This is a genomic window from Rhodococcus sp. ACT016 (assembly GCF_050477185.1).
Classification (GTDB): Bacteria; Actinomycetota; Actinomycetes; order Mycobacteriales; family Mycobacteriaceae; genus Prescottella.
Window position 1 is genome coordinate 1,927,804 of record NZ_JBEAET010000001.1, and the last position, 19,362, is coordinate 1,947,165.

At 69.8% G+C, this 19,362-nt stretch carries 18 protein-coding genes; 16 read left to right on the forward strand and 2 right to left on the reverse strand.

The window, feature by feature from the left end; all coding sequences use genetic code 11:
- The first annotated feature begins 102 nt into the window (after positions 1-102).
- From aspS to ACQ5DX_RS09005, 3 genes are read left to right on the forward strand one after another with little or no spacing between them, the layout of a single operon-like run.
- Positions 103-1,881: an aspartate--tRNA ligase gene (gene aspS, locus ACQ5DX_RS08995; RefSeq protein ID WP_430332296.1), complete on the forward strand. Its 1,779-nt coding sequence runs from the start codon at positions 103-105 to the stop codon at positions 1,879-1,881.
- Between the two features lie 52 nt (positions 1,882-1,933).
- Positions 1,934-2,899 (forward strand): DUF389 domain-containing protein, encoded by a 966-nt coding sequence (locus ACQ5DX_RS09000; RefSeq protein ID WP_430332297.1) that lies wholly within the window; start codon positions 1,934-1,936, stop codon positions 2,897-2,899.
- 48 nt (positions 2,900-2,947) lie between these two features.
- Entirely contained in the window at positions 2,948-4,123 is a 1,176-nt protein-coding gene (locus tag ACQ5DX_RS09005) for a kinase (protein ID WP_430332298.1), read from the forward strand.
- 7 nt (positions 4,124-4,130) lie between these two features.
- Here the strand turns inward: ACQ5DX_RS09005 and ACQ5DX_RS09010 are convergent, their stop codons facing one another.
- Positions 4,131-4,913, reverse strand: coding sequence for a TetR/AcrR family transcriptional regulator (locus ACQ5DX_RS09010; RefSeq protein WP_430332299.1), 783 nt, complete (start codon positions 4,911-4,913; stop codon positions 4,131-4,133).
- A 168-nt stretch (positions 4,914-5,081) separates the two neighbouring features.
- Here ACQ5DX_RS09010 and ACQ5DX_RS09015 point away from each other — a divergent pair, with 168 nt between their 5' ends.
- The 12 genes from ACQ5DX_RS09015 to aroQ all read left to right on the forward strand — a co-directional run bounded on the left by ACQ5DX_RS09015 (position 5,082) and on the right by aroQ (position 17,331).
- Positions 5,082-5,738, forward strand: coding sequence for a PIG-L family deacetylase (locus ACQ5DX_RS09015; RefSeq protein WP_430335596.1), 657 nt, complete (start codon positions 5,082-5,084; stop codon positions 5,736-5,738).
- A 96-nt stretch (positions 5,739-5,834) separates the two neighbouring features.
- Entirely contained in the window at positions 5,835-5,993 is a 159-nt protein-coding gene (locus ACQ5DX_RS09020; RefSeq protein ID WP_430332300.1) for a hypothetical protein, read from the forward strand.
- Between the two features lie 52 nt (positions 5,994-6,045).
- The gene (locus ACQ5DX_RS09025) at positions 6,046-7,455 is read left to right on the forward strand and encodes a replication-associated recombination protein A (RefSeq protein WP_430332301.1); all 1,410 of its coding nucleotides are present in this window, start codon (positions 6,046-6,048) and stop codon (positions 7,453-7,455) included.
- Between the two features lie 192 nt (positions 7,456-7,647).
- Positions 7,648-10,332 (forward strand): alanine--tRNA ligase, encoded by a 2,685-nt coding sequence (gene alaS / locus ACQ5DX_RS09030; RefSeq protein WP_430332302.1) that lies wholly within the window; start codon positions 7,648-7,650, stop codon positions 10,330-10,332.
- 2 nt (positions 10,333-10,334) lie between these two features.
- Positions 10,335-10,874 (forward strand): Holliday junction resolvase RuvX, encoded by a 540-nt coding sequence (gene ruvX / locus ACQ5DX_RS09035; RefSeq protein ID WP_430332303.1) that lies wholly within the window; start codon positions 10,335-10,337, stop codon positions 10,872-10,874.
- Positions 10,871-12,442, forward strand: coding sequence for an endolytic transglycosylase MltG (mltG, locus tag ACQ5DX_RS09040; RefSeq protein WP_430332304.1), 1,572 nt, complete (start codon positions 10,871-10,873; stop codon positions 12,440-12,442). The genes ruvX and mltG overlap by 4 nt, the downstream gene beginning before the upstream one ends.
- Complete coding sequence (locus ACQ5DX_RS09045) at positions 12,439-13,269, forward strand: shikimate dehydrogenase (protein ID WP_430332305.1); 831 nt, start codon at positions 12,439-12,441, stop codon at positions 13,267-13,269. The genes mltG and ACQ5DX_RS09045 overlap by 4 nt, the downstream gene beginning before the upstream one ends.
- A gap of 93 nt (positions 13,270-13,362) precedes the next feature.
- Positions 13,363-13,959, forward strand: coding sequence for a prepilin peptidase (locus ACQ5DX_RS09050; protein ID WP_430332306.1), 597 nt, complete (start codon positions 13,363-13,365; stop codon positions 13,957-13,959).
- A 71-nt stretch (positions 13,960-14,030) separates the two neighbouring features.
- Positions 14,031-15,218, forward strand: coding sequence for a chorismate synthase (gene aroC, locus ACQ5DX_RS09055; RefSeq protein ID WP_430335597.1), 1,188 nt, complete (start codon positions 14,031-14,033; stop codon positions 15,216-15,218).
- A 4-nt stretch (positions 15,219-15,222) separates the two neighbouring features.
- A complete protein-coding gene (locus ACQ5DX_RS09060; RefSeq protein WP_430332307.1) occupies positions 15,223-15,792 on the forward strand; it encodes a shikimate kinase in 570 nt (189 codons plus the stop codon).
- A gap of 4 nt (positions 15,793-15,796) precedes the next feature.
- Positions 15,797-16,906 (forward strand): 3-dehydroquinate synthase, encoded by a 1,110-nt coding sequence (gene aroB / locus ACQ5DX_RS09065; protein ID WP_430332308.1) that lies wholly within the window; start codon positions 15,797-15,799, stop codon positions 16,904-16,906.
- Complete coding sequence (aroQ, locus tag ACQ5DX_RS09070; RefSeq protein WP_430332309.1) at positions 16,903-17,331, forward strand: type II 3-dehydroquinate dehydratase; 429 nt, start codon at positions 16,903-16,905, stop codon at positions 17,329-17,331. Before aroB ends, aroQ begins: the two co-directional genes overlap by 4 nt.
- Before the next feature lie 101 nt (positions 17,332-17,432).
- Here the strand turns inward: aroQ and ACQ5DX_RS09075 are convergent, their stop codons facing one another.
- Positions 17,433-18,080, reverse strand: a complete 648-nt coding sequence (locus ACQ5DX_RS09075; RefSeq protein ID WP_430332310.1) for a B-4DMT family transporter — start codon at positions 18,078-18,080, stop codon at positions 17,433-17,435.
- 147 nt (positions 18,081-18,227) lie between these two features.
- On the opposite strand from ACQ5DX_RS09075, the gene ACQ5DX_RS09080 reads away from it, so the two are divergent.
- On the forward strand, positions 18,228-19,346 hold the full coding sequence (locus ACQ5DX_RS09080; RefSeq protein WP_430332311.1) for a M24 family metallopeptidase: 1,119 nt from the start codon (positions 18,228-18,230) through the stop codon (positions 19,344-19,346).
- Positions 19,347-19,362: the final 16 nt, after the last annotated feature.

The following is a 19,362-nucleotide window of genomic DNA, read 5'->3' on the forward strand; positions in this document are numbered from 1 at the left end:
GTTTCCGATAACACGCGGTGCGTCCGTAGGATCGCAGCAGACAGAAGACCGTGCTGGAAGCACGAATCGACAATTGTGCTGGAAGTTTGTGAAAGGATTCCCGTGCTGCGCACCCACCTGGCCGGCTCGCTACGACCCGAGCACGCTGAGCAGACCGTCACCCTCACCGGTTGGGTGGCCCGGCGGCGCGATCATGGCGGGGTGATCTTCATCGACCTCCGCAACGCGTCCGGTGTGTCCCAGGTCGTGTTCCGCGCGGGTGACGTGCTCGAGCAGGCGCACCGGCTGCGCGCCGAGTACTGCGTCAAGGTCACCGGTGTCGTCGAGGTGCGTCCCGAGGGCAACCAGAACTTCGAGATCCCGACCGGTGCCATCGAGGTCAACGCGGTCGAGCTCGAGGTGCTCAACGAGAGCGCCCCGCTGCCGTTCCAGCTCGACGACCAGGTGGGCGAGGAAGCCCGCCTGAAGTACCGCTACCTGGACCTGCGCCGCGAGGGCCCGGGCCACGCCATCCGACTGCGGTCCAAGGTCAACGCCGCTGCACGTTCCGTGCTCGCGCATCACGAGTTCGTCGAGGTCGAGACGCCGACCCTCACGCGGTCGACCCCCGAGGGTGCCCGCGACTTCCTGGTTCCCGCCCGTCTGCAGCCGGGCAGCTTCTACGCGCTGCCGCAGAGCCCCCAGCTGTTCAAGCAGCTGCTCATGGTCGGCGGCATCGAGCGCTACTACCAGATCGCGCGTTGCTACCGCGACGAGGACTTCCGCGCCGACCGTCAGCCCGAGTTCACGCAGCTCGACATCGAGATGAGCTTCGTGAACCAGGAGGACGTGATCCTGCTGGCCGAGGAGATCCTGCACGCGGTGTGGAAGCTCATCGGCCACGAGATCACCACCCCGATCCCGCGCATGACCTACGCCGAGGCGATGCGCCGGTACGGCTCCGACAAGCCCGACCTGCGCTTCGGCATCGAGCTTGTCGAGTGCATGGACTTCTTCAAGGACACCACGTTCCGGGTGTTCCAGGCCGAGTACGTCGGCGCCGTCGTGATGCCGGGCGGCGCGAGCCAGCCCCGCAAGCAGCTCGACGCGTGGCAGGAATGGGCCAAGCAGCGCGGCGCCAAGGGCCTCGCCTACGTCCTGGTGGGCGAGGACGGCACCCTCGGCGGCCCGGTCGCCAAGAACCTCACCGACGCCGAGCGCGACGGTCTGGCCGCGCACGTCGGCGCGAAGCCCGGCGACTGCATCTTCTTCGCCGCCGGTGCGACCAAGCCGATGCGCGCGCTGCTGGGTGCGGCCCGCGGCGAGATCGCCCGCAAGCAGAACCTCATCGACCCCGACGCCTGGGAGTTCGTCTGGATCGTCGACGCGCCGCTGTTCGAGCCCACCGCCGACGCGACCGCGAGCGGTGACGTCGCCCTCGGCTACAGCGCGTGGACCGCGGTGCACCACGCGTTCACCTCGCCCAAGCCGGAGTCGATCGACACGTTCGACACCGATCCGGGTTCGGCGCTGGCCTACGCCTACGACATCGTCTGCAACGGCAACGAGATCGGTGGCGGCAGCATCCGTATCCACCGCAAGGACATCCAGGAACGCGTCTTCAAGGTGATGGGCATCTCCCACGAGGAGGCCGAGGACAAGTTCGGCTTCCTGCTCGACGCCTTCGCCTTCGGCGCACCGCCGCACGGCGGCATCGCGTTCGGCTGGGACCGCATCACCGCGCTGCTCGCGGGCCTCGACTCGATCCGCGAGGTCATCGCGTTCCCGAAGTCCGGTGGCGGCGTGGACCCGCTCACCGACGCCCCCGCACCGATCACCGAGCTGCAGCGCAAGGAATCGGGCATCGACGTCAAGCCGGAGCCGGCCGCCGTCTCCGAGTAGGACCGAGTCGGACCCCCGGACGGGGAGACCGCACAGAACGGGGGAGCCGCACGTGCTGCATCTGCGCGTGATCTGTCCGGTGGACTGCACCGACGAGGTGCTCGCACTGCTCGAGGAGGAGCCCGGCGCCACGCACATCACCGTGGCGCGGGGCTCCGCCGTCGAGCCCGACGGCGACGTCGTTCAATCCGACATCGCCCGGGAGTCCGCCAACGAGGTCCTGACCCAGCTGCACGAGCTCGGCATCGAGCGCACGGGTGCCATCACGCTCGTGCCGATCGAGACGGTGCTGTCGGCGTCGGCTCGGGCGGCGGAGCGGGCCGCGCCCGGCGACCCGAGCGATTCCGTGGTGTGGGAGGAACTGATCTCCCGCACCCGGGAGGAGTCCACGCTCAACATCACCTTCCTGGCGTTCCTGACCATCGCCTGCCTGCTCGCGGCGGTCGGTATCGTCACCGACTCACCGGTCACGATCGTCGGCGCGATGGTCGTAGGCCCCGAGTTCGGTCCGCTGGCCGCGCTCGCGGTCGCGCTGACCCGCCGGAAGTTCGGCCTGGCCCGCAGGTCACTGATCGCGCTCGTGGTCGGGTTCCCCTTCGCGATCGTCGTCACCGTGTTTGCCACGATGCTCGCCGAACTGTTCGGGTGGGTGAACCTGGAGACCATCCAGGACCTCCACGAGGTCGACTTCATCTACCAGGTGGGCCCGTCGTCGTTCGTCGTCGCTCTGTTGGCGGGCGCGGCCGGCATGCTCGCGCTCGTGTCCGCGAAATCGGCGGCCCTCGTGGGCGTGTTCATCTCGGTCACGACCGTGCCGGCGGCGGGGTTCGTGGCGGTGGCCGCGACCGTGGGGGAATGGCGCGTGGCCCTCATGTCGGCGGTGCAGCTCGGTGTCAATCTCACCGGCATCGTGATCGCCGCGATCGCCGTCCTGATGCTGCAGCGCACAACCCCGGCCCGTGACCGAGCTGCAACCCGTGGTTTGCCCAGGTCAGCGGGCTTCGTACCGCGCGGCTGATCCCGATTGCCCGGTCCTCGCAGGCTCGGGAAGGTAGGTTGGTGACCGATGACCGCAATATTGGCGGAACCCCTCTCCGAGGTCGTTGCCGCAGCAGAGAAGTTGCTCACCCGTCGGACCGGGGCACCGGTCCGTCTCGTCGATCCCGTCGACCTCGGGGGAAGCGGCCGCACCATCGTGCTCCGGGTGCGGGTCGCGGAGAATCCGTTCTCGCTTCCGCGCACGCTGGTGGTCAAGCAGGTCCGGGAGACGTCGAAGAAGCCCGGAGCGCGGCGGATCGACTTCGACGTCCGTGACCATTCGACGGTCGACGTCGCCTTCCTCCGTGAGGCGGTCTCGTACCAGTTCGCGACCGCGCTGGCGACCGAGAGCCGTCCCGGCGCGGAGCTGTTGGCGTACGACTTCGAGGCCCGACTGCTCGTGCTCGGCGACCTCGGCGATTCGACCCCGTTCGCGTCGCTGCTCAAGAACGCGGACCCCGACACCGTCACCAACTCGCTGATGGCGATGGCGCAGGCGCTGGGCCGCATGCATGCGGCGACCGTCGGCCGCGAGGAGGATTTCACCGCGCTGCTGCGGCGCGCGGAGGTGGCGCACTGCGGCGACGTGGTGGCCGAGCAGGCCGCGGCCTCGCTCGAGACCGTCCCGAACCTGCTCGTCGAACACCTGGGCGTCGACGTCGCCCCGGAGGTGCTCGAGATTGCCACTCGCGCCGGAAAGCTGTTCGGCGGCGGCCGGTTCAGGGCGTTCAGTCCGTCGGATCTGTGTCCCGACAACATCATCGTCAACGACGAGGGCGTGCGGTTCCTCGACTACGAGTGGGGTGGCTTCCGCGACGCCACCCTGGACCTCGCGTACGCGCTGGTGTCGTTCCCGGCGTGCCTGTGCAGCATCGACCTGTCCTACGAGCGCGCCCGCGCGATGACCGAGGCCTGGCGTGCCGAGGTCGTCGGAATGTGGCCGGCCCTCGCGGACGACGACTTCCTCACCGAGCGGGTCCTCGACGCCCAGCTCGCCTGGGTGTGGCTCAGCACCTACCTGTTCCTGCCGGAGGACTACTCGCGGATCGCGGCGGTGCGCGGACATCAGCTTTCCGCGCCGCGCGCGGACGCCCTCCGCGCCCGGTGGGAGAGCCTGGCGACATTCGCCGAGCAGTCTGGCCACGACGTGATCGCCGAGCACGCCTCGCTCGTCGTCGCGCGGCTGCGCGAACGCATCCAGTAGCGGTCCGCTAGTCCGACGGCAGCCGGTCGGCGCCGGCGAGCAGCAATTCGACCGACCGGTGCAGGTTTTCCCTCGCCGCACGCTCCATGACCGGGACGCCGCCCGGGCCCGCCGTCTCGGGGGTCAGCCGGTCGTCGGCGCCCATCAGGGCGGTGGACAGCGGAAATCGATCGGCGAAGTCCGGTGCCGCGGTGGCCAGGGCGTCCATGCGCTCCGCCCAGCGCTGCTCGTCGTCCGAACCCGGTCCGTCCGGGGTCCGGCGGGCATCGACGATCGTCCGGGCCGCCGCGGCCGTGAGCGAGAACGCGGACGACGCGATCGCCGCCACGTCGCGGTGGGCGATGCCGGTCGGCAGCAGTGTCCCCAGCAACGATTCGAAGACCGCCTGCTGGTGCGGCCCCAGCACCGGCCGCGTGTGGGCGAGATCGAGCATCCAGGGATGCGCGACGTACAGGTCGACCAGGCGGTCCGTCCAGGCGGTCACGGTCGTAGGTGCGCTCGTCGCGAAGCCGGCATGGACGCGGTCGTACATGACGTCGAGCAGTTCGTCCTTGCCGCCCACGTACGTGTACAGCGCCATCGCCGTGCAGCCGAGGCGTTCACCGATCGCGCGCAACGGGACCGCCGCGGTGCCGCGCTCGTCGGCCAGGGCGGTCGCCGTGTCCACGATCGCGTCGAGCGTCAAGGCCGGCCGGTCGGCGGTGTCGGTGGCGTCGTCGTTGCTGAGCGGCGCTGTCCACAACAGGGTCATCGTGCGGTCGGCGTCGCCGTGTTCGGCAAGCGATCCCATCGCTCTCCTTACGTTGTAAAGATCCGCGGCTCCGATCGACTATACGGTGTAAGAGCTCCAGGTGGCCCGTGGTTTCCTGCGATCGCGTCCGGCGGCCCGGCAGGTCCGGGAAACTGGGGTGGGACGGAAGAAGGGGCGATCGACGTGAACGAGAACTCCGGAGAGACGATGTTGCGGGACGTGGCCTCTCGGGGCCCGGTGCTGGCGGTGGTGGCGCATCCCGACGACGAGAGTTTCGGTCTCGGCGCGGTGCTCGCAGCGCTCGCCGCATCCGGTACGGACGTGCGCGTGCTGTGCCTGACCCGCGGTGAGGCCAGCACGATCGGTGCAGGTGTCGACCTCGTCGAGATGCGCCGCGCCGAGCTGGCGAGCGCCGCGCGGCGACTGGGCGTCGGTGGCGTGGAACTGCGCGATTTTCCCGATGCCGGGCTGCACGAGGTGGACCCGGCGCTACTCGACGCCGCCGTGCTCGACACCCTCGGTTCGGCGTCGACGCTCGTGGTCTTCGAATCGGGTGGTGTCACCGGTCACCCGGACCATCGGGCGGCCACCGCGGCCGCGTTCCGGGTCGCGGCGGCGGAGGCGCTGCACGTGCTCGAGTGGGGCGTCGGCCCCGCCGTGGCGGATGCGCTGAACGACGAGTTCGGCACCGGTTTCGGCGCCCTCGACGGCGACGGCGTGATCGACGTCGAGGTCGATCGCGGCGTGCAGCTCGAGGCGATCGCGTGTCACGAGAGTCAGGCGACGGACAACCCCGTCGTGGCGCGGCGCCTCGAGCTGTCCGGCCCTGTCGATCGCGTCCGGCTGCACACCCCGAACCGCTGATCCCGGCTCGTTCCGCTGTGGGGACGAGCACATTGAATCGAATACCCCAGGGGGTATGGTGGTGGAAACCGAAGACCGCTCCCGAGGAGATTCATCGTGTGCTACCCCGTCACCTGCAAGACCTGCTCCAAGACCACGTGGGGAGGCTGCGGCCAGCACGTCGACAGCGTCATGCGGTCGGTGCCGGCGGCGCAGCGCTGCAAGTGCGAGCAGCCGGCCAAGCCGGGCTTCTTCGCCTCGCTGTTCGGCCGCTGACGTCCCGCGAGCGGCTCCGGTCGGCGTCGGCGTCGGCTAGTAGCGTCGGGGTGTGACTGATTTCTTCGGCGACACCGACACGGCCGGCGACGCGGCAGGCCTGTTCGAGGCCCCCGCCACCGAGTCGGAGCCCGAACCGCTCACCTCCGTTCCGCCGCGGACGTCGACGCCGAACCCGGGCGCCCCGCTCGCGGTGCGGATGCGGCCCGCGACCCTGTCGGAGGTCGTCGGCCAGCAGCACCTGTTGGCGCCCGGCGCGCCGCTGCGACGGCTGGTCGAGGGTTCCGGTGCGTCGTCGGTGCTGCTCTACGGTCCACCCGGGACCGGCAAGACAACGCTCGCGTCGCTCATTTCCGGCGCTACCGGCCGCAAGTTCGAGGCTCTGTCCGCGCTGTCGGCCGGCGTCAAGGAGGTGCGCGGCGTCATCGAACTGGCCCGACGCCGTCTGCTGCAGGGCGAGCAGACCGTGCTGTTCATCGACGAGGTCCACCGCTTCTCCAAGACGCAGCAGGACGCGCTCCTGGCCGCGGTCGAGAACCGCATCGTGCTGCTGGTCGCGGCCACCACCGAGAATCCGTCGTTCTCGGTGGTATCGCCGTTGCTCTCGCGTTCGCTCGTGCTGCAGTTGCAGTCACTCACCACCGACGACATCCGCCTCGTCATCGAGCGCGCCCGCACCGACGAGCGCGGTCTGGGCGGGTCCGTCGAGATCGAGGACGACGCCCTCGAACACCTGGTCCGCCTCGCCGCCGGCGACGCGCGCCGCGCGCTCACGGCGCTGGAGGCTGCCGCCGGGACGGCCCTCGACCGCACCGACGAGCGCCCGGCGGTCCTCGACCTCGAGACCGTCGAGGCGAGCGTCGACAAGGCCGCCGTCCGGTACGACCGCGACGGCGACCAGCACTACGACGTCATCAGCGCGTTCATCAAGTCGATTCGCGGCTCGGACGTCGACGCCGCGCTGCACTACCTCGCCCGGATGCTCACCGCGGGCGAGGACCCGCGGTTCATCGCCCGTCGGCTCGTCGTGCACGCCAGTGAAGACATCGGCATGGCCGACCCCACCGCGTTGCAGACCGCCACCGCGGCCGCGCAGGCGGTGCAGCTCATCGGGATGCCCGAGGCTCGGCTCGCGTTGGCGCAGGCCACCATCCATCTCGCCACCGCACCCAAGTCGGGGGCCGTCATCGCCGCGCTGGGGGCCGCGATGGCCGACGTCGCGGCCGGCAAGTCGGGACTCGTGCCGCCCCATCTGCGGGACGGGCACTACGCCGGTGCCGCGCAACTGGGCAACGCCGTCGGCTACCGGTACCCCCACGACCACCCGGACGGCGTCCTACCGCAGCAGTATCCGCCGGACGAACTCGTCGGCACCGACTACTACGAACCCACCACGCACGGCGCCGAGCGGGAGATCGCCGCGCGGGTGGGGAAGCTGCGGCGGATCGTGCGCGGGCGCTGAGATCCGCGTCGGGATCGGGTGCCGGGTGATCGGGGCCCACCACCGGGGAAGCGGACGAGCGGCCGCCACATGCGCCGAAGAAACGGTTCGCGTGAGGGCGTTAAGCTTGCCAATGGCCGATTCGCACCTCGGTGCCGATATCGGTGGCCGAACACTGTTTCATTAGACGGACATACGTTAGGACGAACCCAGGTGCAGACCCACGAGATCCGTAGGCGCTTCCTCGACCATTTCGTCAAGGCGGGCCACACCGAGGTGCCCAGTGCCTCGCTGATCTTCGACGATCCGAACCTGCTGTTCGTCAACGCCGGCATGGTGCAGTTCAAGCCGTTCTTCCTCGGCCAGCAGACCCCGTCGTACGACACCGCGACCAGCGTGCAGAAGTGCGTGCGCACCGGTGACATCGAGAACGTCGGCGTCACCACCCGTCACAACACGTTCTTCCAGATGGCCGGCAACTTCAGCTTCGGCGACTACTTCAAGCGCGGAGCGATCAAGCACGCGTGGGCGCTGCTGACCAACAGCGTCGAGGACGGCGGCTACGGCTTCGACCCCGAGCGCCTGTGGGTCACCGTCTACCTCGACGACGACGAGGCCCGCGACATCTGGAAGGAAGAGGCCGGCATCCCGGACGAGCGCATCCAGCGCCGCGGCATGGCCGACAACTACTGGTCGATGGGCGTCCCCGGCCCGTGCGGCCCGTGCTCGGAGATCTACTACGACCGCGGCCCCGAGTACGGCGTCGAGGGCGGCCCCGAGGCCGACGAGGATCGCTACCTCGAGATCTGGAACCTCGTGTTCATGCAGAACGAGCGGGGCGAGGGCACCGGCAAGGACAGCTTCGAGATCCTCGGCCCGCTGCCGAAACAGAACATCGACACCGGCATGGGCGTCGAGCGCGTCGCGTTCCTGCTGCAGGGCGTCGACAACGTGTACGAGACCGACCTGGTCCGCCCCGTGATCACCAAGGCCGAGGAGCTCTCCGGCCGCACTTACGGCGCCGAGGGGCCGGACGGGTCCGCTGCTGACACACGTTTCAGAGTCATCGCCGACCACGCTCGCACCGCCGTCATGCTGATCGCCGACGGCGTGAACCCGGGCAACGAGGGCCGCGGCTACGTGCTGCGTCGCCTGCTGCGCCGCATCATCCGTTCGGCGAAGCTGCTGGGCGCCGAGAAGCCGAGCATGCGCGAGTTCGTCACGGTGGTACGCGACACCATGGCGCCGTCGTACCCGGAGCTGGCCACCGACTTCGATCGCATCGTCGGTGTCGCGGTGGGCGAGGAGACCGCGTTCCTGCGCACCATCGCCGCCGGCTCCAAGATGTTCGAGGCCGAGGCAGACGAGGTGAAGGCGGCTGGCAAGAAGGTCTTCGGCGGCAACGAGGCGTTCGTGCTGCACGACACCTACGGCTTCCCGATCGACCTGACGCTCGAGATGGCCGCCGAGGCCGGCCTGAGCGTCGACGAGGACGGCTTCCGCTCTCTCATGGCCGAGCAGCGCAAGCGTGCCAAGGAGGACGCGCAGGCACGCAAGCACGCGCATGCCGACCTGACGGTCTACAAGGAGTTCGTCGACCGCGGCGCCACCGAGTTCACGGGCTTCAACGAACTGGTGTCCGAGGCGCACGTGCTGGCGCTGATCTCGAACGGTGTACGGGTGCCCACCGCGACGGCGGGCCAGGACGTCGAGGTCATCCTCGACCGCAGCCCGCTGTACGCGGAAGCCGGCGGCCAGATCGCCGACGTCGGCACGATCACCGCCGCGGGCCTGCGGGTGCAGGTCAACGACGTGCAGAAGATCGCCAAGAAGGTGTGGGTCCACAAGGTCACCGTCAAGGAGGGCCAGATCACCGAGGGCGACATCGTCCTCGCGCAGGTCGACGCCGAGTGGCGCAAGGGCGCGACGCAGGGCCACTCCGGCACCCACATGGTGCACGCCGCGCTGCGACAGGTGCTGGGCCCCAACGCCGTTCAGGCCGGCTCGCTCAACAAGCCGGGCTACCTGCGCTTCGACTTCAACTGGCAGGGCCAGCTGTCGGAGGCGCAGAAGCAGGAGATCGAGGTCGTCACCAACGAGGCCGTCGCCGCCAACCACACGGTGAACACCTTCGTCACCGACCTGGACAAGGCGAAGAAGATGGGCGCGATGGCGCTCTTCGGCGAGAACTACGGCGACGAGGTCCGGGTCGTCGAGATCGGCGGGCCGTTCTCGATGGAGCTGTGCGGCGGCACCCACGTGCAGACGTCGGCGCAGATCGGTCCGGTCACGCTGCTCGGCGAGTCGTCCGTCGGCTCCGGTGTGCGCCGCGTCGAGGCCTTCGTCGGCCTCGACTCGTACCGCTACCTGGCGAAGGAGCGCGCGCTGCTCGCCGGTGTCGCGTCGTCGCTGAAGGTGCCGTCCGAGGAGGTCCCGGGCCGTGTCGAGGCGCTCGTCGAGCGTCTGAAGGCGGCCGAGAAGGAACTCGAGGCCACCAAGGCCGCCGCGGTCCTCGCGTCCGCGGGCACGTTCGTCGACAAGGCCCACCGGATCGGTGAGGTGCTGCTGGTCGCCGAGCAGGCACCCGAGGGCGTCGCCGGCAACGACCTGCGCGGTCTCGTCAGCGACATCCGCGGCCGCTTCGGCACGCAGCCCGCGGTCGTGGTGCTGCTCGGCAACACCGACGGCAAGGTCCCGTTCGTCGTCGCGGCGACCAAGGCCGCCCAGGATCTCGGCATCAAGGCCGGCGAGCTGGTGTCGAGCTTCGGCCCGCAGATCGGCGGCCGCGGCGGTGGCAAGGCCGACATGGCGCAGGGCTCCGGTTCGGATGTCTCCGGCATCGCCGCTGCGCTCGAGGGCGTGCGGGGCCGGGTCGCCGAGCTGGCAGGAAACTCCTAGCGGTGCCCCCGGCTCTGTCGGGTCCCGATCGGCCCGGGGTCGACGACCCCGGGCGTGGACGTCGGATCGCCGTCGACGTCGGCAGTGTGCGGATCGGGGTCGCGTCGTGCGATCCCGACTGCATCCTCGCGACGCCGGTGGAGACCGTCCCTAGGTCCAGGGAGAAGGGGCCCGACGCGCCGGACATCCGGCGGATTGTCGCGCTTGTCGAGGAGTACGAGGCCGTCGAGGTTATCGTCGGTCTGCCGCAGACCCTGCGTGGCGAACGTGGCAAGGCCGCGGCCCTCGCGTCCACATTCGCGCAGCGGTTGCGCCGCAGCATCGATCCGATCCCGGTGCGCATGGCCGACGAGCGACTGACGACTGTCACCGCGTCGCGGGCCCTCCGCGAGAGCGGAGTCCGCGCGAAAGGTCAACGGCCGATGATCGATCAGGCCGCGGCAGTGGCGATCTTGCAGGGATGGTTGGACGAGCGGAGCAGAGCGGTGAACGTGACGGACTCGGACAGTAGTAGTGGCCGGCCCACGGAGGGCGGCCTGTGAACGATCATCGCCAGCCGCCGGGCCGTCCCGAGTTCGAGTCGACCCCCGGTTACGCGGGTGATCACGGCTACTACGACTACGACCGATCCGCCGACCAGTCCGGGAACGGGTACGCGACCGATCGCGAGTACGAGCACTACGCGACCCAGGATTACGGGTCGCAGGGTTACGAGACCCAGGATTACGCAACCCAGGGTTACGAGACCCACGGCTACGAGTCCCACGACTACGGGGCGCAAGGTTACGAGCCTCAGGATTACGGGACACAAGGCTACGAGTCCCAGGACTACGGCACCGAATACGGCTACGAACCGGAGTACGACGAGTACCAGTACTCCGACGAGCGCCGGCGGGCCCTGCCGACCGCGGTCGGCGCCCAGCCGGTCAGCCGTGAAGAGGTCCGGCGCATACGTGAGGCGGCCCGCCGCAAGCGCCGCGGCCGCATCATCAGCGTCCTCGCCGGCGCAGTGCTCCTCGGCGGTATGGGTGCCGCCGCGGTCGCCGTGTTCGACCGGATGACCGGCCGCGACGTGGCCGACTACGCCGGGCCGGGCGGGCCGGATGTGGTCGTGCAGGTGCACTCCGGTGACACCGCCGAACAGATCGCGGACGAGATGGCCGCCAAGGACGTCGTCAAGAGCGAGGCGGCGTTCTACCGCGCCGCACTCCGCAACGACGCCATGAACTCCGTGCAGCCGGGCTACTACTCGATCGCGACCCAGATCTCGGGCGACGACGCGGTGAAGTCGCTGGTCTCGCCGAACGCACGTGTCGGCGCGTTGGTGATCTCCGAGGGCCGGCAGTTGCACGACACCCGCGATGTCCAGACCGGTGCGGTCAAGAAGGGCATCTACACCCTGATCTCCGAGGCCAGCTGTGTCGGTTCGGCGAACGCCCCGAAGTGCATCAGCTACGACCAGCTCAACCAGGCGGGCGCCGGCGCCGACCTCGCCGCGCTCGGCGTGCCGGATTGGGCGCGCGCCCAGGTTGCCAACGTCCCGGACCGGGATCGCCAGCTCGAGGGGCTGATCGCCGCCGGTAGCTGGGACTTCGACCCCACCCAGACGCCGGCGCAGATCCTGCACCAGCTGGTGAACGCGAGTGCCCAGAGCTACGAGGAGACCGGGCTCGAGACCGCCGGTGCGAACGTGGGGCTGGGCCCGTACCAGATGCTGATCGTTGCGTCGCTCGTCGAACGTGAGGGACTGCCCGCAGATTTCGACAAGGTCGCGCGGGTGGTCGTCAACCGTCTGGCGGTGAACCAGCCGCTGCAGTTCGACTCGACCGTGAACTACGCGCTCGACACCACCGAGGTCGCCACCACCGACGCCGACCGCGCCCGGGTCACTCCGTGGAACACGTACGCCATGCCGGGCCTGCCCGCCACGCCGATCTCGTCGCCGAGCATCAATGCGCTTCGCGCAACGGAGAATCCGGCTCCCGGTGACTACCTGTACTTCGTGACGATCGACAAGAAGGGCACCACGCTCTTCACCCGCAGCTACGACGAGCACCTCGCGAACATCGAGTTGGCTCAGAAGAGCGGCATTCTCGACAGTGGAAGGTGATCGACGTGTCGGCGCATGAGGCCAGGAAGGCCGCGGTTCTGGGCAGCCCGATCGCACACTCGAAGTCCCCGCTGCTGCACCTGGCGGCGTATCGGGCGCTGGGCCTGACCGACTGGACGTACGAGCGGATCGAGTGCACCGGCGAGCAGTTGCCCGCCCTGGTGTCCGGGCTCGGACCCGAATGGGTGGGGCTGTCGGTGACGATGCCGGGCAAGGTCGCCGCGCTCGAGTTCGCGACCGAGCGCACCGCGCGGGCCGTGACGATCGGGTCGGCCAACACCCTCGTCCGTATCGACGACGGCTGGCGGGCCGACTGCACCGACGTCGACGGTGTCCGTGGGGCACTCGTCGACGGCGGCGTCGGTGATCTCGCCGGTGCCGCGGCGGTGGTGGTGGGGGCGGGCGGCACCGCCCGCCCGGCGCTCGTCGCGCTCGCCGACCTGGGCGTCGCGTCGGTGACCGTCGTCGCGCGCGACGCCGACCGTGCCCGGCCCACCCTCGATTGCGCGGAGGCAGTGGGGTTGCGCGTGCAGCACGTGACCTTCGACAGCGACCGCCTCGGCGACCTGTGCGCCGACTCCGCAGCCCTGGTCAGCACCGTGCCCGCGTCGGGTGCCGCGCCCTACGCCGAGGTGATCGGCCGGGCCCGGTTCGTCCTCGACGCCATCTACGATCCGTGGCCGACGCCGCTGGCCGACGCCGTCGAGCGCGCAGGCGGCACGGTCATCGGGGGACTGGCGATGCTGCTCAACCAGGCGTTCGGGCAGGTCGAGCAGTTCACCGGGATGTCCGCGCCGCGCGAGGCGATGGCGGCGGCGATCCGGTAGTCGGGCTCGGACGAGCGTCTGTTCGTCCACAGCCCTCCGTCCATCCACAGACTTGTTCTGCGGCACCGTCGTCGGGGGCTTCGCGTCCGGAAGGTGCGCGATCCTCGCCGCATGTGGTGGATCGTCGTGATTGCACTCGCCGGTGTCGCGGCCGGGTACGGGACCCGTCGGCTGCTGGCCGGCTTCACGCGGGACGCGCCGATCCCGACCGGCTGGTGCGAGATCGCGTGCGCCGTCGGGTTCGCCGCCGTCACCCTCCGGTCGGGGTGGTCGGTCGCGGTGGTGCCGATGCTCGGGTTCGTGTGGTGGATGGTCGCGTCGAGCATCGTCGACCTGCGTGTGCACCGGTTACCGAACGTGCTCACCCTTCCCGGCGGCGCGGCGATCGTCGGGTTCGCGCTCGGTGCGGGGGAGGCGCGCGGCGCGGTGGCCGGTGCCCTGATGCTGGCCGGCTCGTACCTGATGCTGCACCTCGTGGCGCCGTCCGGCATGGGGGCCGGCGACGTCAAACTCGCCATCGGGCTGGGCGCGGCGACCGGTGTGGCGGGCGCGTCCGCCTGGCTGGCCGCCGCTGCACTCGCCCCGTTATTCACAGCGCTCGTCGGCGTGGCACGACGGCGCGTGGGCACGGCGATCGCGCACGGGCCGTCGATGTGTGCAGCGACCGCGGTGGCCCTGTGGTGCCTGTGACGGGTGCGATCGAAGCGTCGCCGACGGCCCACTGTCGAAGGGGACGCTACGGACGTGGAAAGATGCAGGATGTGTTGCGCTGGATAACTGCTGGAGAGTCCCATGGTCCCGCCCTCGTAGCCATGCTCGAGGGTATGGTCGCCGGCGTCGAGGTGACGTCCGACGACATCGCGGCGCAGCTTGCGCGCCGCCGCCTCGGCTACGGTCGCGGCGCCCGCATGAAGTTCGAGGCCGACAAGGTCACGATCATCGGTGGCGTCCGACACGGCCGCACGCTCGGTGGCCCGATCGCCGTCGAGATCGGCAACACCGAATGGCCCAAGTGGGAGACGATCATGTCCGCCGACCCGGTGGACGAGGCCGAACTCGCAGGTCAGGCGCGCAATGCGCCGCTCACCCGTCCCCGCCCCGGCCACGCCGACTACTCCGGCATGCTCAAGTACGGCTTCGACGACGCCCGCCCGGTGCTCGAGCGCGCCAGCGCCCGCGAGACCGCGGCCCGCGTCGCGGCCGGCACCGTCGCCCGCCAGTTCCTGCGTCAGGTCTTCGGCGTCGAGGTCCTCTCGCACGTCATCTCCATCGGCGCGTCCGAGCCGTACGTCGGCTCGGGCCCCGAGGCGGGTGACCTCGAGGCGATCGACGCCAGCCCGGTGCGGGCGTTCGATGAAGACGCAGAGAAGTCCATGATCGCCGAGATCGAGGCCGCCAAGAAGGACGGCGACACCCTCGGTGGCGTCGTCGAGGTGGTCGTCCACGGTCTGCCCGTCGGACTCGGCTCGTTCATCAGCGGTGCCGACCGCCTCGACTCCAAGCTCGCCGCCGCCCTCATGGGCATCCAGGCGATCAAGGGCGTCGAGGTCGGCGACGGCTTCGAGACCGCCCGCCGCCGCGGCAGCGCCGCGCACGACGAGATGCGTCCGGGCCCCGACGGCGTCCTGCGCTCGACCAACCGCGCCGGCGGCCTCGAGGGCGGCATGACCAACGGCGAGGCCCTGCGGGTCCGTGCCGCGATGAAGCCGATCTCGACGGTCCCGCGGGCGCTGTCGACCATCGACATGGCGACGGGCGAGGAAGCCGTCGCGATCCACCAGCGCTCCGACGTGTGCGCGGTGCCCGCCGCCGGCGTGGTGGCCGAGGCGATGGTCGCGCTCGTCGTGGCGCAGGCCGCGCTGGACAAGTTCGGCGGCGACTCGATCGCCGAGACCCGCTCGAATTTCCAGCGCTACGTCGACGGCATCGCGGCTCGTCCGCCGCGGTGATCGGATGACACCGCGCGCAGTCCTGGTCGGGCCGCCCGGCGCGGGTAAGTCGACCATCGGTCGGCGGCTCGCGCAGGCGCTCGATCTCGAGCTGCTCGACACCGACGTCGAGATCGAACGGCGCACCGGCCGCACCATCCCGGAGATCTTCGCGGCGGACGGGGAACCGTACTTCCGCGAGATCGAGGAGCAGGTGGTCGGGGAGGCGCTGGAATCGCACGACGGGATCCTGTCCCTCGGCGGCGGCGCGATCCTCTCCGAACACACCCGATCCCGGCTGGCCGGGCATACCGTGGTCTATCTGGAAATCAGCGTCGCGGAGGGCCTCAAGCGGACCGGTGCCAACACCGGACGGCCGCTGCTGACCGGGGGTGACCCGAAGGCGAAGTACCACGCGCTGATGCGTCGACGCCGACCGCTGTACCGGCAGGTGGCGACCATCCGGGTGCGGACCGATGGCCGAAGCCCCAGCCGGGTGGTCCAGCAGTTGGTGACGAAGCTGACCGGTGAGTCCGTCGCGGGCGCCCCGGTGAGAGACGACCTGGCAATAGACGACACAGAAGCGGAGCAGTAGAGAAGTGACCGAACCGGTACGCGTCGAGGTGGCAACGGCCGATCCCTACCCGGTGATCATCGGGCGGGGTCTGCTCGGTGAGCTCGTCGAGGAGCTCGAGGGCACCCGCACGGTGGCGATCTTCCACCAGCCGCCGCTCGCCGAGACCGCGGAAGCGGTGCGGGCGGCTCTGGCGGAGAAGGGAATCGATGCACACCGCATCGAGATCCCGGACGCCGAAGAAGGCAAGGACCTCGCGGTCGCGGGCTTCTGCTGGGAGGTGCTCGGCCGCATCGGGCTGACCCGCAGCGACGCGATCGTCAGCCTCGGCGGCGGCGCCGCGACCGACCTGGCCGGATTCGTCGCGGCCACCTGGATGCGCGGCGTGCGGATCGTGCATGTCCCCACGACGCTGCTGGCGATGGTCGATGCCGCGGTCGGCGGCAAGACCGGGATCAACACCGAGGCCGGCAAGAACCTGGTCGGTGCGTTCCACGAGCCGTCGGCGGTGCTCATCGATCTCGCGACGCTCGAGACGGTGCCGCGCAACGAGATCATCGCGGGCATGGCGGAGGTCATCAAGACCGGTTTCATCGCCGACCCGGTGATCCTGGACCTCATCGAGGCCGACCCCGAGGCCGCGCTCGACCCGACCGGGACAGTGCTGCCCGAGCTGATCCGCCGCTCGGTCGAGGTCAAGGCCAAGGTCGTCGCCGCGGACCTGCGCGAGTCGAGCCTCCGCGAGATCCTCAACTACGGCCACACCCTCGGTCACGCGATCGAGCGCCGCGAGCGTTACCGCTGGCGTCACGGCGCCGCAGTGTCCGTCGGTCTGGTCTTCGCCGCCGAACTGGGCCGGCTCGCCGGACGCCTCGACGACGCCACCGCCGACCGCCACCGGTCGATCCTCGAACTCGTCGGCCTGCCCACCACCTACGACGGTGACGCGTTCGCGCAGCTGCTCGAGGGCATGCAGACCGACAAGAAGAACCGTGCCGGCATGCTCCGCTTCGTGGTGCTCGACGGTCTCGCCAAGCCGGGCCGCCTCGAGGGCCCGGACCCGTCGCTGCTCGTCGCCGCCTACGGTGCGATCGCGCGCGATGCGAGCCCGAGCGGCGGGACGGTGCTGCTGTGAGGGTCCAGGTCGTCAACGGCCCCAACCTGGGGCGGCTGGGTAAGCGTCAGCCCGAGGTGTACGGCTCGACGACGCACGACGACCTCGTCGCGCTGTGCGAGCGGACCGCTGCCGAACTCGGGATCGAGGTCGTGGTCCGGCAGTCCGACAGCGAGGCCGAGATCCTCGGCTGGATCCACGACGCCGCCGACGCGCGCGAGCCCGTGATCCTCAACGCCGGGGGGCTGACCCACACGTCCGTCATCCTGCGTGACGCGTGCGCGGAGCTCACTGCCGGCCTGGTGGAGTTGCACATCTCCAACGTCCATGCGCGGGAGGAGTTCCGGCACCACTCGTACCTGAGTGCGGTGGCGACGGGCTCCATCGTGGGGCTCGGTGTCGCCGGGTATGCGCTGGCGTTGCGCTTCCTGGCGGAACGAGGCTGATCGCACCGCTCGCGGAGCGATATCGACCGCATCGACTGCGGTGCGAACAACGAAGGGGCCGAGGCGGATTCACCGCCTCGGCCCCTCTTTCGTGTCTGTCCCTAGTGTTCGGCTCGGTGTGCGCCGCCACCCTTGCCGTCCGGATCGACCGGCGCGAAGACCTCAGTGTCGGTGTTGTCGGCGTCCGGGGAGACGCCGTCGTAGCTGTCACTCCCGGAGCCGTGCTCGTACGACCATTCGGTGCCCGCGTAGGCCTCGGCGGCCTGGTCCTCGACCTCGAGCTCGGCTTCGCTCGGGTACCCGGCATGGCCGGTCTCGGCGCCGACGGAGCCACGACCTGCGAGGTAGCGCCCGAGGGCCACGGCGATCATCGCCGGCACGAAGACGAGCAGCACCGTGAACGCCGCACCCGACGTCACCTCGAAGAACAGTCCGCTGTTGGTGACGGCAATGTCGAAGATGACGCCGACCAGCCACGACGCGGCGCCGGCGAGGATGCCCGCGACGAATGCCGCCTTGAGCCACATCATCGTCAGGTCGGCTCCGTCGTCGGGGTCCGGATGTGCGCGCCGGTCACGGATTCCGTCGAGCGCCCCCCACAGGAACGCCGCGAGGATCACGACGATCAGCGAGAACCAGCGCATGATGCTGCCTTGCTGCGGCCACTGCGTCACCGCAGCCCCCAGGAAGGTGCGCACTACGACATGTACCAATGCGAGACCGAGACCACGGACGACCCACCCATTCATGTGACACAGCGTAACCAGCAGGATTCGGAGCTTGTGTCCTAACCCACACAAACGGCTCGAAGAGGTGTCGGACACGTTTTGCAGCGAGGCGGAGCGACACGTGCCGCGGGCCGCGTACGGGGCGGCGGAGAACGGTAGTTTCGAGGTATGTCGATCGAATCGGTGACCGCCCCGACTGCCGCCCGACGTGCGAATCTTCGCGGGCATCTGCGTGAGCGCGGCCTCGACGCGCTGCTGGTGACCGATCTGCTGAACATCCGCTACCTGACGGGATTCACCGGATCGAACGCGGCGCTGCTGGTGTCCGCGACGGACGATCCGGGTGCCGAGGACCGCACCGTGATCTGTACCGACGGCCGCTACCTGGTCCAGGTCGCCGAGCAGGTGCCCGACCTGCACGCCGAGATCGCCCGCGCGAGCGCGCCGCGGCTGCTCGAACTCGCGGTTGCGTGGGGGGCCGAGAAGTTGGGATTCGAGAGCCACGTGGTGACGTTCGACCAGCACGCTGCGTGGTCGGACGCTGCTCCGGGCATCGACTTGGTGCGCGCGCCCGGACTCGTCGAGCAGTTGCGAACTGTCAAGGACGAGGGCGAGATCGCGCTGCTGCGCCGCGCGTGCGCCGCGGCGGATGCCGCGCTCGCCACGCTGATCGATCGCGGCGGACTCCGCCCGGGCCGAACCGAACGCGAGGTGGGGCGCGAGCTGGAATGGCTGATGTTCGAACACGGCGCCGACGGCATCTCGTTCGAGACGATCGTGGCGGCCGGTCCCAACTCCGCGGTGCCGCACCACCGGCCGACCGACGCGGTGCTGCAGTCCGGTGACTTCGTCAAGCTGGATTTCGGCGCACAGATCGGCGGATACCACTCGGACATGACGCGCACCTACGTTCTGGAGAAGGCTGAGTCCTGGCAGCGTGACCTCTACGACCTGGTTGCGCAGGCGCAGGCCGCGGGCCGTGCCGCACTCGCACCGGGGGTCGTGGTCGGTTCCGTCGACGCGGCGGCGCGGTCGGTGATCGACGACGCCGGATACGGAGAGCTGTTCCTGCACGGACTCGGCCACGGCGTCGGGCTCGAGATCCACGAAGCGCCCGGGATCGGCAAGCTCGGCACCGGTACACTGCTAGCCGGTGCGGTGGTGACCGTCGAGCCGGGTGTGTACTTCTCCGGACGCGGTGGCGTCAGGATCGAGGACACGCTCGTCGTTCGCGAGCAGGAGCCCGAACTCCTCACTCTCACCAGCAAGGACCTCACGATCGTCTGAAGGAGACGCGAAACCA